This window comes from Streptomyces sp. NPDC057307, from assembly GCF_042667665.1.
Classification (GTDB): Bacteria; Actinomycetota; Actinomycetes; order Streptomycetales; family Streptomycetaceae; genus Streptomyces.
Genome location: NZ_JBHUZM010000019.1, coordinates 1 through 15,383, shown reverse-complemented (window position 1 = coordinate 15,383; position 15,383 = coordinate 1). Strand labels below are relative to the sequence as shown.

9 protein-coding genes are annotated in these 15,383 nt (G+C 72.2%); 4 read left to right on the top strand and 5 right to left on the bottom strand.

Annotated features, from left to right (window positions below; genetic code table 11):
- Positions 1 to 233: 233 nt before the first annotated feature.
- Both lhgO and ACFUN8_RS10315 read right to left on the bottom strand, forming a co-directional pair.
- The gene (gene lhgO / locus ACFUN8_RS10320; RefSeq protein ID WP_383634238.1) at positions 234 to 1,502 is read right to left on the bottom strand and encodes an L-2-hydroxyglutarate oxidase; all 1,269 of its coding nucleotides are present in this window, start codon (positions 1,500 to 1,502) and stop codon (positions 234 to 236) included.
- A gap of 166 nt (positions 1,503 to 1,668) precedes the next feature.
- The gene (locus ACFUN8_RS10315; protein WP_383634236.1) at positions 1,669 to 3,204 is read right to left on the bottom strand and encodes a sporulation protein; all 1,536 of its coding nucleotides are present in this window, start codon (positions 3,202 to 3,204) and stop codon (positions 1,669 to 1,671) included.
- A gap of 582 nt (positions 3,205 to 3,786) precedes the next feature.
- Between ACFUN8_RS10315 and ACFUN8_RS10310 the strand changes: the two genes are divergently transcribed.
- Positions 3,787 to 5,886, top strand: coding sequence for an asparagine synthase-related protein (locus tag ACFUN8_RS10310; protein WP_383634234.1), 2,100 nt, complete (start codon positions 3,787 to 3,789; stop codon positions 5,884 to 5,886).
- 47 nt (positions 5,887 to 5,933) lie between these two features.
- Here ACFUN8_RS10310 and ACFUN8_RS10305 read toward each other — a convergent pair whose 3' ends face one another.
- Complete coding sequence (locus ACFUN8_RS10305) at positions 5,934 to 7,973, bottom strand: sigma-70 family RNA polymerase sigma factor (protein WP_383634232.1); 2,040 nt, start codon at positions 7,971 to 7,973, stop codon at positions 5,934 to 5,936.
- Positions 7,974 to 8,333: 360 nt separating this feature from the next.
- Complete coding sequence (locus ACFUN8_RS10300) at positions 8,334 to 9,152, bottom strand: TetR/AcrR family transcriptional regulator (protein WP_383634230.1); 819 nt, start codon at positions 9,150 to 9,152, stop codon at positions 8,334 to 8,336.
- 333 nt (positions 9,153 to 9,485) lie between these two features.
- Between ACFUN8_RS10300 and ACFUN8_RS10295 the strand changes: the two genes are divergently transcribed.
- On the top strand, positions 9,486 to 10,982 hold the full coding sequence (locus ACFUN8_RS10295) for an NAD(P)/FAD-dependent oxidoreductase (RefSeq protein ID WP_383634228.1): 1,497 nt from the start codon (positions 9,486 to 9,488) through the stop codon (positions 10,980 to 10,982).
- 137 nt (positions 10,983 to 11,119) lie between these two features.
- Positions 11,120 to 12,892: a SpoIIE family protein phosphatase gene (locus tag ACFUN8_RS10290; protein WP_383634226.1), complete on the top strand. Its 1,773-nt coding sequence runs from the start codon at positions 11,120 to 11,122 to the stop codon at positions 12,890 to 12,892.
- A gap of 11 nt (positions 12,893 to 12,903) precedes the next feature.
- On the opposite strand, the gene ACFUN8_RS10285 is transcribed toward ACFUN8_RS10290, so the two are convergent.
- Positions 12,904 to 14,190 (bottom strand): MFS transporter, encoded by a 1,287-nt coding sequence (locus tag ACFUN8_RS10285; RefSeq protein WP_383634344.1) that lies wholly within the window; start codon positions 14,188 to 14,190, stop codon positions 12,904 to 12,906.
- Between the two features lie 192 nt (positions 14,191 to 14,382).
- Here ACFUN8_RS10285 and ACFUN8_RS10280 point away from each other — a divergent pair, with 192 nt between their 5' ends.
- Complete coding sequence (locus ACFUN8_RS10280) at positions 14,383 to 14,925, top strand: MarR family winged helix-turn-helix transcriptional regulator (protein ID WP_382571209.1); 543 nt, start codon at positions 14,383 to 14,385, stop codon at positions 14,923 to 14,925.
- Positions 14,926 to 15,383 lie beyond the last annotated feature (458 nt).

Below are 15,383 nucleotides of genomic sequence, written 5' to 3'. Positions count from 1 at the left end.
CAGGGGTGGGCGTCACCGGCGCGCGCGCCGTCACCGGCACCGTCGTGGTCACGGTCGCTGTTCACGTTCATCTGGGTCTCGGACACGTCTTCTCGGCACGTCGGGTCGGACAGGACTCGGACAGGATCCTGACGATTCTACGGACCCGCCCGCAGCGACCGCTTCGTCCTCACGGTGCACATGCTCACCGGCCCGGCCCGGCCCGGCCCGGCCCGGCCCGGCCCCGCACCCCGTCACACCCCGTCCGCGTCCTTCAGCATCGTCAGCGCCCGTCTCGCCACCTCGCGGCCGATCGGCAGCGCGGCCGTCGCCGCCGGCGACGGGGCGTTGAGCACGTGCACCGTGCGCGGGGACTCCTGGATCAGGAAGTCGTCGGCCAGTGTGCCGTCCCGCAGCACCGCCTGCGCCCGCACCCCGGCCGTCGCGGGGCGCAGGTCCGCGTCCGTCACGGCGGGCAGCAGCCGGCGTACGGCGGTGGCGAAGGCCCGCTTGGACAGCGAGCGGCGCAGCTCGCCCGCGCCGTAACGCCAGTGTCTGCGCGCTATCCGCCAGGAGCCGGGCCAGCCGAGTGTGCCCGCCAGCTCACGGGGGCGCACGGCGGACCAGGAGTAACCCTCCCTGGCCAGCGCGGGCACCGCGTTGGGGCCGACATGGACGCCGCCGTCGACGCCGCGCGTCAGATGCACCCCCAGGAACGGAAAGGCCGGATCCGGCACCGGATAGACCAGGCCGCGGACCAGACCGGGCCGGGCCAGTTCGAAGTACTCGCCGCGGAACGGGACGATCCGCATACCCGGGTCGTCGCCCGCCAGCCGCGCCACCCGGTCGCACTGGAGCCCCGCGCAGTTGACCAGGGCGCGGGCCCTGACCACCTCTCCGGAGGACGTACGGACCGCGACACCCCACGCCCGCCGGTCGACGACGGTGACCTCGGCGCCGTACCGCACGGACGCGCCCGACGCCTCGGCCGAGTCGGCGAGCCGCGCCGCGACGGCCCCGAAGTCGCACACCCCGGTCGTGCCGACATGGATCGCGGCCAGGCCGCGCACCTCCGGCTCGTACTCCATGATCTGCGCCGGGCCCAGCTCCCGGACCGGAATGCCGTTCTCCCTGCCGCGCTGGACCAGCGCGTGCAGCCGGGGCAGCTCGTCGCGGCCGGTGGCGACGATGAGCTTGCCGGTGACCTCGTGCGCGATGCCGTACTCCGCGCAGAACTTGACCATCTCGGCGGCGCCCTTGATCGCGTAACGCGCCTTGAGGGAGCCGGGGCGGTAGTACACACCGCTGTGGATGACCCCGCTGTTGTGGCCCGTCTGGTGCCGCGCCGGGCCCGGTTCCTTCTCCAGGACCGTCACACGGGTGCCGGGGGCGGCCCGGGTGAGGGCGTAGGCCGTCGACAGACCGACGATGCCGCCGCCGATCACCAGCACGTCGCAGTCGTAACCGTGCCGATGGCCCTGCCCGTAGCCACGGCCGCCCACGCGACCCGAGCCGTCTTTCATCACCCGCGCAACCTCCCACCCCGATAGTGCACTGGCCCACTGACAATGCCCTTAAACCACCGAGGTACCACGCGTGTCCCGCATCGTTCACCAAGCATTCCGGCGGCGGTCCCGACCACCGGTGCGTACGGCCACCGGGGCGTAGGGCCCCACCGGCCCGTAGGGCCTACGCGGGCGCCACCAGCAGCGGGCGCGCCCGCTCCCGCAGCTCCGCGACCCGTGGCTCGTCGCCGTACGGCTCAAGGCGGTGCAGCAGATCCCGTACGTACTCCGTGGTGCGCGCCGACGAGATCCGCCCCGCCACCTCCACGGCACGGGTCCCCGCCGCGCACGCGGCGTCCAGATTCCCGGACTCCAGCTCGGCGACCGCGCTCACCACCAGGCGTAACCCGTGCGACCGCGCGAACTCCTCGGTCGGCCGCGACAGCGCCTGCTCCGTGAAGCGCCGCATCTGGCGTGGCGCCTTCAGATCGCGGTAGCACTCGGCGGCGTCGGCGGCGAAGCGGTCGTACGAGTAGAAGCCCAGCCAGCTGGGATCCGCGTCGCCCGCCCGTGAACGCTCCAGCCAGCCCTCGGCCGCCTTCAGCGCCGCTCCGGCCGCCGCCGCGTCGCCGGCCTTCGCGTGCGCGCGCGCCTCCACCAGCCGGAAGAAGCTCATCGTGCGCGCCGTCGCGAGGCCCCTGTTGCGTTCGAGCGCGGCCTGGGCCAGGTCGACGCCCTCGTCGGCGAAGCCCCGGTAGGTCGCCTGGAGGGACATCGAGGCCAGGACATAGCCGCCGAGCGGCACGTCGGCCGCCGCGCGGGCCAGGCGCAGCGCCTGGATGTAGTAGCGCTGCGCGGCCTCCTGCTGACCGGTGTCGAAGGCCATCCACCCGGCCAGCCTGGTCAGTTCGGCGGTCGCGCCGAACAGTCCGCGGCCGACCTCGTCGCTGTACGCGGCGAGCAGCAGCGGCGCCGCGTCGACCCGCAGACACTCGGGCACCATCGACGAACGCCAGTCGCCACCGCCGTACTTGGAGTCCCAGCGCCGGGCGTCGGCCGCCGCCTCGCGGAGCTTGGCGACATCGCTGTGGCCCACGCGCAGCGGCGAGACCTCGCCGCCGTCGGCCCCCGGAGGGCCCGTGGGGGCCGCGGTGCCGGGTGGGAGGGTCGCCGCGGGCGGACCGGTCAACCCGGGTCCGCCGTGCGCCGCGTGCGCTCTCCGTGCCGCCTCGGCCATCGCCGCGTCCCGCGCGACGGACGAGTCGGCGGGCGATATCAGCCACCGTGAGGCGGGCGTGGCGTAGGCGCTGACCGCGAAGGAACCGGCCAGCGACTGCCAGATGCCGCCGCTGCCCGCCCGCCGGCCCGCCAGATCCAGCCGGTACAGATCGGTCGCCGACCGCACCGCCTCACCGACGTCGCGCGGGAAGGCGAGACCCACCTCAGGCGCCGGATCGGCGTCGGCCAGGCCGATTTCGTGCAGCGGTACGGGACGGCCCAGCTTGGCGCCGATGGCCGCGGCGATCAGATGGGGCGCCGCACCCTGCGGAACCATCCCCTTCGAAACCCATCGCGCCACCGACGTCTTGTCGTATCGAAGCGTCAGACCGCGCTGCGACCCGAGGTCGTTGACCCGCCGGGCGAGACCGGCGTTGCTGATTCCCGCGAGGGCGAGAACGGTGCCGAGTTTCTCGTTCGGCCCGCGTAGCTCTCTGGACATGCGCCACCCCTCGACACACAGACGGCCGCCCCGCCGACTCCTCTTGTGAGGAACCCCGTGGCATTCGTAAACCCAGCGTAGTTCGCCGCATCCCTACCGTTAAGGGGCGGAGGTCCGGATGGCGGGATTGTTGTCCGTACGCGAGTACGCGCAAAACTCGCCCCGACTCGAACGTGCTCCGGGTGTGTGGCCGTGCGCCCGGCCGTGCGCTCTTGGCCAAAAGAGGCCGTGAGCGCTTCCATGAGTGCTGCGTGGGTCGGCCCACTGCGTACTGGAACCAGTGGGCTGGGGGACACCGCCGCCTCATTTCCCCGCGGGTGGCGGATCGGTCCGGGAGGCGAAGGCGCCTCCCGGACTGTACGTTCGCCGACGTTCTGTCGGCCGATCAGGCTCGGAGATTGGCTGAATGCTGTCTGTCCGACCTGAGCCCCTCACCGCCCCAATTGTCCTTTGCCAGGGGCGCATTCGCATTTCGCGCTCCCTCGCCGGGTCCCCTCCTGTGTGCCGTTGTCGTGGCAGCATGTTCATGAACGACCGATGACAACGGGTACGACTCTTGATCCACAGGCTGTGGAGGCGGCGATGCGCTGGTTGGTGGGGTGGAGCAGTATCGCCGCGAGCTTCGGCACGGCGGGAGCCGTGGGTGATCAGTCCGAGGGCCGGTCGGTCCACCCCGTCGGGTCCCAACTCCTGTGGGGCGACCCGGATCCGCTGTGGGCCGTGGGCGACTGGCGCGACGACGAAGTACGTGTCGTCAGCGTCGACGCCTTCACCCGGCTCGCCGTGTTCGGGTGCTGCGGAGCCACCGACGAACAGCTGAAACTGGGCCTGTTCGCGGCGCGCGGCGGCGCCCTGCGCCATCTCACCGCCTGGCCGGGCAGCTACACGGCGGTCGCGCAGATCGGCCGCCGGATCACCGTCGCGGGCGATCTCGCCGGCGCCAGACCCGTCTTCCACACCCCCTGGGCCAACGGCACCGCCTACGCCACCGCCGCCCTCCCGCTCGCCGACCTCATCGAGGCACAGCTGGACATCGGGCACCTGGCCGCACTGCTCGCCTGCCCCGAGACACCCGAGGCGCTGCGCGACTCCACCCCGTACGCGGGCGTCAAACGCGTCCCGCCCGGCCACGCCCTCGTCCTGCGCGAGGGCTCCCGCGAGATCACCGGGTACGAACAGGTCGCCTCGCTCGCCGTCGCCGCACCCCAGGTCGACCCGGAACGGGCCGTCGAGGGAGTCAGGGACGCCCTCGTCGAAGCCGTACGAGCCAGACTCCTGGCGCCGCGCCACGCCCCCGAGACCTCGCGGCCCGACCCCGGCCCCGTACCCGGCATGGGACCCGCCGACCGGCGCGCCGCGCGCGGCGGACCCGTCCCCGGCATCGGCGCCGACCTGTCGGGCGGCAGCGCGTCGGGCACGCTCGCCCTGCTCGCCGCCGGACTTCCGGGCGCGCCCGGCACCGTCCTCGGCCACGGCACCGGCGCCGGCGAACGCCTCCTCGCCGTCACCTTCAACGACCTGGTCACCGGCGGGCGCGAGGCCGAACTGGAACGGGCCCGCGCCATGGCCTCCAACCCCCGGCTGCACCACGTGGTCGTCGCGGCGGGCGAAGAGGCCCTGCCGTACGCCGAGTTGGAAGGCCCGCTGACCGACGAGCCCGGCCCGTCCCTCGTCACCGCCGAACGCCACCGCCGCCGGCTCGCCGCGGGCAGCGCCGACCACTTCACCGGGGCCGGCGCCCGCGAGGTGCTGGACGCCCACCCGGCGCGCCTGGCCGACCTGCTGATCGACCGGCGCCGCCGCGATCTGCTGCGGCCGACCACCGCGCTCGCCAAGGCCCAACGACCCTCGGCGGGCTCCCTGTTCGTGCCGCTCACCGTCTACCGCGCGGCCCGCCGCCTCGCCCGTACGCCGTACCGCACCGGCCTCGAACAGGCCGCCGCCCAACTCCCCGGCGCACACCGCGACCGCGACGCCCCCGCCGCCGACGGGCCGCTGGGCGCCTCCCTCGCCGCGCTCACCTGGTCGCGCCCCGGACCGGCGGCGCGCTGGCTCACGGGGGAGGCTCTCGCTGAAGTATCGGTTCGCCTGACGGCGGCGGCGATCCGCCCCACATCCGTCCAGCGGCCCGGAGAGGCCCGCGCACGGGCCGCGCTCGCCCGGCACGCCGCCGACCACCGGATCTTCGAGCAGGCCGCCGAGATCCGCAGCCAGCGGCTTCACGCGCCGTTCTTCGACAACCAGGTGGTACGCGCCTGCCGGGCCCTGCCCGAATCGCTACGGGTCCAGCCCGGCGCCCGCTCCGACATCCTGCGCACCGTCCTCGCGGGCACGGGCATCCACGACCTGCCGCCGGGCTGGGGCGCCACGACTCACGCGACGGAGGCCGCCGCGACCCGCACCGGAATGCGGGCGGCCGTCAACGACCTGATGGCCCTGTTCGACGCGCCGCTGCTGGCCGACGCGGGCCTCATCGAGGCGCGCGTGGTGCGCAAGGCACTGCGCAAGGCGGCCGAGGGCGAGCCGATCCCGCTGGACGGCATCGCCGACCTGGTCTCCACGGAACTGTGGCTCAGGCGCCTGCTCTCGCGCCGAGGCACCTGCTGGACGGGCTCGGCCGCGCCCCGCCAGCGCGCGGTGGCGGGCGGCGTGATGCCGTCCCGCCCGACGCTGCGCCCGTAGCCGTTCCGGGGACGACGGGTCCGGGACAACGGGTCCGGGACGGTCCCTCAGCGGCAACTGATCCTGGACTGCGCCCAGTCCGCCACCGCCACCGAGTCGAACGCCGTGTGCGGCTCGACCACCAGACGAATGGTCTCCTGGCCCCCGATCCCCACGCTCACCGGCACCGCCGCGTCGCCGCCGCGCACCACCGGGGACCGCCAGAGCCGGCCGCTGTCCCCGTACACGGAGAAGCGCAGCGCGCCGAGCCCGAGCGTCATGTCGTCGACGCCCACCAGCGCCTGGTAGGTGGCGCACCGCCGGTTCAGCTCGATGGTCACCGAGCCCCGCGCGTGCATGGACGCCCCGTGCCCGTACCGCGTGCCGCCGATCGACATACCGGGGCGCTGCCAGAGCCAACTGCTCTCCCCGATCCGCACCTGGGGCCCGGACCCGTCGCCCGCCACGTCGTACTTGAGCTGGTTCACCTGATACACCTCCGGCGCGGGAGGCGGCGGCGGCGCCGGTGCGGGCGGCTTCGGCCGGGCGGCGGGCGGCGCCGGGGGCTTGGGCTTGGGCTTCGGCGGTGTCGGCTTCGCCTTCGTCGGTGTGGGGCTCGGCTTCGGCTTCGGCGTGGGCCTCTCCACCGCCGGGGCCGGCCGGGGCGCCGGTCCGGGCGCGGCCGGTGGCTTCAACTTCGGTGGCGGCGGCGCCTCTTCCGGTGTCACCGGCTGTACGACGGGCGGCTTCGCCTTCGGCTTGTCAGGAACCTCGTCCCCGGACAGCGCCCACACCAGCCCGGCCGCCGCCGCGAGCGCGACCACCGCCGCGATCCCCGCCTTCATCGGCGCGCCCAGCCCTTCGGCCGCCGCACCGCCCACCGCGCCGGCTCCCGCGGACCCCGACGCGCCACCACCGGCCGCGGCAGCCGCCGCACCCGCTCCGGCCGCGCCCGCCGCCCCGCCGGCGACGACACCGGCGGCCTTGAGCGAGTACCCGGCCGCGAACCACCCGATGACCGCGAGCGGAAGCACCGCCGGAATCCCGGCGTTGACGTGCGCCAACTCACCCGCCACCAGGCGGCACTTCGCGCACTCGTCCAAGTGCTTGCGCAGCCCGCGTTCGGCCCGGATCCGCAGCCCGCCGCGCGCGTACGCGCCCAGCCGGTCGGCGTACTGCGCGCAGTCCCCGGCAGAGGCGACCGCCGTGTTCACATGCGCCTGGAGATACGCCTGCTTGAGCCCCTCACGCGCCCGACTCGCCAGCACGGCCGTGGCGTTGGCCGTCAGTCCGAACAGCGGCGCGACCGCGCTCGGCGACTCCTCCTCCACGGTGGTGTGCCAGAGCACGGCCTGCCAGCGCTCCGGCAGACTGCGGAACGCCTGCATGGCGAGCGACCGTTCGGCCTCGTGCATGGCCCGCACGTCGGCGCCCAGGTCGAGGGTCTCGTCGTCCGACACCTCGGCCGCGCGGGCGGAATCCGCGGCGAACACCGCGAAGTCCTCGACCAGTTGCTCCCGCTTGGCGGTCTTCGTCCACGCGGCGGCGACGCGCCGTACGGTCGTGAGCAGATACGCGCGCACCGCCTGCTCCGGCCCGGCACCCCCACGCACCGCCTGGAGCGTGCGCGCGAACACCTCGGCCGTCAGGTCGTCCGCGGTGTGGGCGTCCCGGCAGCACGTACGCGCATAGCGCAGTACGGCCGCCGAGTGCCGCCGGTACAACTCCTCGTACGCGCCGTCGTCGCCGTCCCGCATGCGCTGGATCAACTCGGCGTCCGGCGGCGGCAGATCGGCGGCGGGTCCCTCGACGAGCGCGTCGGCCTCGACCGGTACGCCACCGCCACCACCCTCGCGCTGCGGCGGCACACTCGGATCCGCGTCGTCCTGGGAAGTGGCGGGGGCGGTGGGGGCGGTGGCAGCGGCAGGAGTCGCGGGCGCCGTAGACGTCACCGACCCGACCGACCCGACCGGCCCCATGGACCCGGCAGCCCCGGAGGAACCTCCCGGCCCACCCTGGTTCGGCACCTGCCCGGAAGGCGGTCCCCCCGTCTCCGTACCACCGGCGCCGCCGCCACCCAGTGGCTCGTCCCGTCCGTCACCGCTCATCGCGGAAGCCCCCGTAGCGTCCTGCAGACCCGAAACACCTGGCCAGCGTGCCACAGCGCCCGCCACCGCCAAACCCCTGTTGACAGCGACCACTCGTACGTGATTTGTCACCGGAACCGGGCACCGGCCCGGGGCCGTACGCGAAGGGCTCAACCGGGCGCGGCGCAAACGCCGTTCACCAGGATGTTCGGTACCGGACAGGTCCGGAGAGGCCCTGAGCGGGCACCCGCGAAGAACAGCTCACGGCAGGGGCGGCACGGCTGTCGGACGAACTACCGTCCGACAGCCGCCCCACAGCCTCAAGTTGACGCCTGACGCGCGGAACGGAGACCTCGGACGCCGCCCCGCACGCCGCCGCCACTACGCCGCGCGGGAGCGAAGCCCTTCGAGCAGGATGTCCAGCAGCCGCGCCGAAGCCGCCGCCTGCTGCGCCGCGTCCGGCAGCGCGGGCGCCGCCGTGGCTATCACCAGCAGCACATCGGCCACCGTCACACCCGGCCGGAGTTCGCCGGCCGTACGCGCGCGCTCGACCAACTGCCCCACGACATCGAGCAGTTCGACCGTGCCCGAAGCCGGGTCCACCAGATCGTCGCCCAGAGAGCCCGCGCCTCCGCCGGCCTCCGCCGACCCCAGGGACCCCGAAGGCTGCTGCCCGGCATGCTCACCGGAACCGACCACCCGCAGATCCGGGTGCCCGGACTGCCGCTGCTGCGGCACCCGTGCCTCGTCCGACGCGTCCGGGACGACCGTCGACTCGTCGACGTCCACCCCGACCCTCAGTACCTGCGGCGGCAGCAGCCTGCCCGCGCCGGAAGCCACCGACGTCCGCAGGAAGCGGGCGAGCGCGGACCACGGCTCGTCCTCCTGCCCCAGAGCCGCACGCGCCTGCTCCGTCAGCCGGGAGGTCTCCTCCTCGGCTATCCGGCGGACCAGCACGTCCTTGCTGGGAAAGCGTCGGTAGACCGTGCCGACCCCGACCCGGGCCCGACGCGCCACGTCCTCCATCGGCGCCCCGTAACCGAGCTCGCCGAACACCTCACGAGCCGCCCGAAGGACGTGCTCAAGATTGCGCTGTGCGTCCACCCGCAGCGGCGCGGCACGACCGATCCCGCCCGCGCTCGCGCGTCCGTTGCCGTCCATGGAAACGACGGCCTGCCAATGAGAATCCTGAATGTGCATAAGCGTTCCCCCGGTAATGACGTCTCCCCCCGGAGACCTCCCCGCCTGACAGCCGGGGCCGTCGACCCAGTCACGGTCGACCCCCCGACGAAGTACGAACATAGTTGAGCCCCGGGGAATTCAGAAGGGGGTGGTTCCGCACAGTGCGCCCCCCGATCGGAGCAAGGACCGGAAGATGCCTGATTCGACACTCTCCTTCCCTCCGGCCCACACCCCCTGACCTGCGAACCTTCCCTGCCGCAGGGGGATTTGCGCACGTGGGGCCGTCGAAGGGCTCCGGTCACACAATTTGCCGGGGCTGTGGACAAACCCCGGAGCCCGTTGCCTCATGGGGTGGTGAAGGCAGAGATCTCCCGGGGGACGACCCCCGCACCACCGCCCCGCGCACGCGTCCTCGTCATCGGCGGCGGCTACGTCGGGATGTACACCGCGCTCCGGCTCCAGCAGAAGCTCAAGCGCGGCGAGGCGGAGGTCGTGGTCGTGTCGCCCAACGCGTACATGACCTACCAGCCGTTCCTGCCCGAGGCCGCCGCCGGCTCGATCTCACCGCGCCACGTCGTGGTGCCGCTGCGGCGCGTCCTGCCGGACTGCACGATCATCGTCGGTGAGGCCAGATCCATCGACCACGCCAGACGCGTCGCGACGCTCACCACCCTCGCGTCCGAGGAAGAGGCAGCGACCCGAGCGACCGCCGACGGCCCCCGCAGCCCCCACAGCACGGGCGGCCCGGACGGCCTCGGCGGCCCCGACCGTCCGCACGTCGACAACGCGGCGGCCGACGCGCGCGAGACCCCCGGCTCCTTCGAGATGACGTACGACGAACTCGTCCTCGCCCCCGGCTCGATCTCCCGCACCCTCCCGGTCCCCGGCCTCGCCGAACACGGCATCGGCTTCAAGACCGTCGAGGAAGCCATCGCCCTGCGCAACCACGTCCTGGAACAGATGGACATCGCCTCCTCCACCCGCGACCCGGAACTGCGCGACGCCGCACTCACCTACGTCTTCGTCGGCGGCGGCTACGCGGGCGTCGAAGCCCTCGCCGAACTGGCCGACATGGCCCGCTACGCCACCCGCTACTACCACAACGTCAAGGCCGACGACCTGAAGTGGATCCTCGTCGAGGCCTCCGACCACATCCTCCCCGAGGTCGGCCACGACATGGGCAAGTACGCGGTCCGCGAGCTGCGCGCCCGCAACATAGACGTACGTCTCGAAACCCGGCTCGACTCCTGCGAGAACCGGGTGGCCGTCCTCAGCGACGGCACCCGCTTCCCCACCCGCACCGTTGTCTGGACGGCGGGCGTCAAACCGCACCCGATCCTCGCCGCCACCGATCTCCCCCTCGACAAGCGCGGCCGGCTCATCTGTACGGCCAAGCTCACCGTCGACGGCGCCGAACACGCCTGGTCGGCCGGTGACGCCGCCGCCGTCCCCGACCTGGCCGCGGACGAACCAGGCGCCGAATGCGCCCCCAACGCACAACACGCCGTCCGCCAGGCCCGGGTACTCGCCGAGAACATCGTCGCCTCGCTACGAGGCGAAACACTGCGGGACTACCGTCACCGGTACGCCGGCTCCGTCGCGTCGCTCGGTCTCCATAAGGGCGTCGCGCAGGTGTACGGCCGTAAACTCAAGGGCTATCCCGCCTGGCTGATGCACCGCATCTACCACCTCAGCCGCGTCCCGACCTTCAACCGCAAGGCGCGAGTACTGGCCGAATGGACCCTTTCCGGGCTTTTCAAACGGGAGATCGTCTCCCTCGGCTCCCTGGAGCACCCACGCGCCGAATTCGAACTCGCCGCCGGACGGGAACGCCCCAGAGACGTCTGACGTCCGATGTCAGTGCGGTCGGCCACCCTGAACGTGTGACCATAGGTGGGTTCACATCTGCACAGAGTGATTCCGCAGAGAGCGATCCGACAGCCCGCCAAGGCGAACAGCAACGACACCATGAGGCCTGAAAATCCGTGAATTTCACGCGTTGGAGCGCCCGGCTCCCCGGTACACAGCGCCGCACCGCCGCGCGGACGGACGCCGGAGAGGCGCACTCGCCGGGTTCCGCCAGTTCCGTGCCCGCCGCCCGTGGTGAATTCGAACGACACGGCGAGCGCAAGGGCGGGAGAGACGGAAGAGACGGCGGGGACCGAAGAGGGGCAAGAGACGGCCGGACCGGAAAAGACGGCAGCCCGACCGGAATCCCCGCGCTCGAAGAACTGGGCGTCCGCGACGTCCTCGACGGCCTCCCCGCCCTCGTCGCGCTCGTGTACGGCCAGGACCACCGCGTCGCCTACGTCAACGACGCCTACACCGACGCCTTCGGACCACGCGAGCCGGGCACGGCCGCGGCCGAGAGCTGCCCCGAGCTGATCGAGCTGGGCCTGCTACCCCTCATGGACCAGGTGCTGCGCAGCGGAAAGCCCCGTACGGTCAAGTCCCGCAAGGTCCAGTCGGCCACGTTCGGCACGGCCCACGCCCTCGCCAACGGCTCCGCCGCCGTGACACGCGACGGCTCGTACACGGTGACCTGCACCCCCGTCGACACCAGCGGATCCGGCGGCGTCCTCATCTTCGCCGCCGACGTCACCGACCACGCCGAGGCCGCCGAGCGCCTGCGCGCCAGCGAGCGCAGACTCCGCGAGACCGCCGTCGCCCTCCAGCGCTCGCTCCTCCCGCAGGAGCTGGAACAGCCCGACGACCTGCGCGTCGCCGCCACCTACCAGCCGGGCGGCACGGACGCGGCGGTCGGCGGCGACTGGTACGACGTGATCACCCTCGGCGCCGGCCGTACGGCCCTGGTCATCGGCGACGTCATGGGCCGGGGCGTCCGCGCGGCGGCCGTGATGGGCCAGCTGCGCACCGCCGTCCGCGCGTACGCCCGTCTCGACCTGCCCCCGCACGAAGTCCTGCAGCTGCTCGACGGACTCGCCGCCGAGATCGACCCCAGCCAGATCGCCACCTGCGCCTACGCGGTCCACGACCCCAACGAGGGCCGGCTCGTCTACGCGTCGGCGGGCCACCTGCCGATCCTCGTCCGCGCCGAGGACGGCACCGTCGCGCGCGCGGCCGATCCGACAGGACCCCCGCTCGGCACCGGCGGCTGGATCCACACGTCCGGCACGATCGACCTCGCGCCCGGCTCCACCGCCGTCCTCTATACGGATGGTCTCGTCGAGCGCCGCAGCGAGGACATCGACGAGGGCGTGGCCTCCCTGGAGCGCGCGCTGGCCGGGGCCAAGGGATCACCCCAGGTCGTCTGCGACCGGCTGATCCGCGCGATGGGGGTCACGGCCGAGCACGACGACGACGTCGCGGTACTGGTCCTCCAGCACCCCGCCCGCACCGGGCACGCCGCCGAGCTGTTCCACAACGCCGCGCTCGACCTCCTCGGCGGCATCGAGGCGGCGCCGCGCGCCCGCGCGTTCGCCTCGGGAGTCCTCTCCTCGTGGCGCTTCCCCGTCGAGCTGAGAGACCTGGGCGTGCTCGCCACCAGCGAACTCGTCGCCAACTCCCTCCAGCACGGCACCCCGCCCATGCGCCTCAGACTCCGCCGCACGGACCGCCGGCTGATCATCGAGGTCACCGACGGGGACGACCATCTGCCACTGCGCCGCCACGCCGAACCGGCGGACGAGGCGGGCCGTGGCATCTCCATCGTCGCCACGATCGCCTCGTCCTGGGGCTCGCGCCGTACACCGGGCGGCGGCAAGGCGGTCTGGTGCGAGTTCGCGCTCCCTCATTAGGAGGCAGGCGGTCACGAGGAGGCGGTCACGGCGGTCTCCGGCTTGTGTACGGCCACCACGCGCGACGTACGCGCGAGTGACGGCTGGTCCTGTACGGGCGTGAGCCGCCGGCCCAGCCGCAGCGCCAGCACGCTGACACCGAGCGAGAAGAGCACGAACGTCACGATGTACGGGCCGTGCAACGCGGCCCCCATCGGCCCGCCCACAGCGGGCCCGACGGCCAGCGCGAGCTGCTTGACCAGAGCGAAAGCGGCGTTGTACTGCCCGACCATCTCGTCCGGTGCCAGGTCGGCCACCAGCGGAGCCACGGTCGGCGACAGCATCGACTCACCGAGCCCGAACAGCGCGTACGTGGAGATGAAGGCGGCCGTCGCCATCGTCTGGCTCCCGTGCCCCAGGCCCGCGTACCCCGCGACGATCCAGGCGACCGCCCAGATCAGCCCGACCGCGGCGATGACCCGGCTCCGCCTGCGCCGCTCGACCAGCCGGAGCACGACGAACTGCGCGACCACGATCACGGCGGTGTTCGCGGCCAGCGCGATCCCGAGCGTCGACGGATCGATCCCGGCGGCCTCGGTGCCGTACGCGGCCAGCCCGGACTCGAACTGCCCGTAGCAGGCGAAGAACAGTACGAAGCCCAGCACGCACAACTGGACCATCGCCCGGTGCCCGAGCAGCGCGCGCAGCCCACCGCCCGCGGTCCGCGCGGCCTCCTTGGGAAGCGCGGACGAGACGGAGGACGTACGGGGGAGCCGGACCGTCCCCGCGACGGCGGCCAGCACCAGGAACATGGCGGCCTCGATACCGAACAGCAGGGTGAAGCTCCCCGGCCGGCTGACATCGACGAGCTGCCCACCGATCAGACCACCGACGCCGAGCCCGAGATTCTGCAGGAAGAACTGCGTCGCGAAGGCTCGCGTACGGGTCGACGGGGTCGAGCACCAGACGATCATCGTGGCGAGCGCGGGCTGCATGACAGCGGTACCGGCACCGAGCAGGGCCGCCGAGAGCACGGCGGTCGGCACGGTGGCCGCCACCCCCATGCCCACGGCGCCCACGGCGGCCAGCACCGCACCACCGACGACCACGGGCAGCGGCCCGCGCCGGTCGATCACGCGACCGGTGAAGGGCAGGGCGACGAGCGCGGCCATGGCGAAGACGGCCAGCACGGCCCCCGCCGTACTCGCACCCAGGTCCCGCACCTGGGCCACATACACATAGAGATACGGGACGGTGAACCCGAGCCCGAACGCGCTCAGCGCGTTCCCTGCCTGGATCCGGCGCATCGCGGCGCCCATCACCCTGGTCACACTCACCTGCCTTGGAGGATCGAAAGATCGAAGGATCGAGAGGGGAAGCCGAAGACCGAAGAACTCAAGACTCAAGACTGCAAGAACTGAGCCCTGAAGACTTCAAAGCTAAAGTTAGAGCCTTAACAATACACATCGAAGGACTTCAACGCGAACGATGCGCGTGCCATACTGCGCGGCATGTCAGACACCCCCGAGGAACCGAGCCTCGACGAACAGATCGCCGCCTATCAGCGAGAGTTCGACGACCTCGACCCCCAGGTGGAGAAGGTCGTCTCGGCGCTCGGCCGCCTCAACCGCCGGATGAACGTGGCGTACGGACGACAGGTCTCCGACCTCGGCATCAGCAACGCCGAGTGGGAGGTCCTCAAGACGCTGGTCCTGGCGGGAGCCCCGTACCGCCTGGGCCCGGGCGAGCTGGCCAAGCGCCTCGGCCTCACCCCGGCGGCGATGACCCACCGCGTCGACCGCATGGCGGGCGAGGGCCTGGTCACGCGCGACCGGGACGAGAACAACCGGGTCCGGGTGATCGTCGAGCTGACGGACGAGGGCCGCACGAAGTGGCTGGAGGCCATGCGCATGGCCTCGAACTTCGAGGAGGACCTGCTCCAGGACCTCTCGGGCGACGAACGCGGAGTGCTGGGAGAGCTGCTGATCCGCCTCCTCCGCCGCGTGGAACACGCCCAGCCGGACGCCGGCGGACGCCTGACCGACCTGGACTGACCTGCGGTTGACGGAGGGCGAACGGCCCAAGTTGACACCACCGGGACCGGTCCGTAAGGTTCTTCGAGTTGTCATGGAGCCGTAACGGTTCTACGACACACTCCCGCCGCTTGAATGCGGCACACAAACTCTGCGGGACGCCCCCGACCGGGAACAATTTCGGCATGCCGAAATCCATTACCGGGACTCGATTTGTGAGTCGACGGGGAAACGGGCTAGAGTTTGAAACGTCGGAACGGCCGAAGGGCCGGAAAGACAAACCCGCTGACTGGGAATCAGGCGCCGAAAGGTTCTGATAGAGTCGGAAACGCAGGACAGCAAGAACCGAAGGGAAGCCCGGAGGAAAGCCCGAGAGGGTGAGTACAAAGGAAGCGTCCGTTCCTTGAGAACTCAACAGCGTGCCAAAAGTCAACGCCAGATATGTTGATACCCCGACCTCGTCCACTTGGTGGATTGGG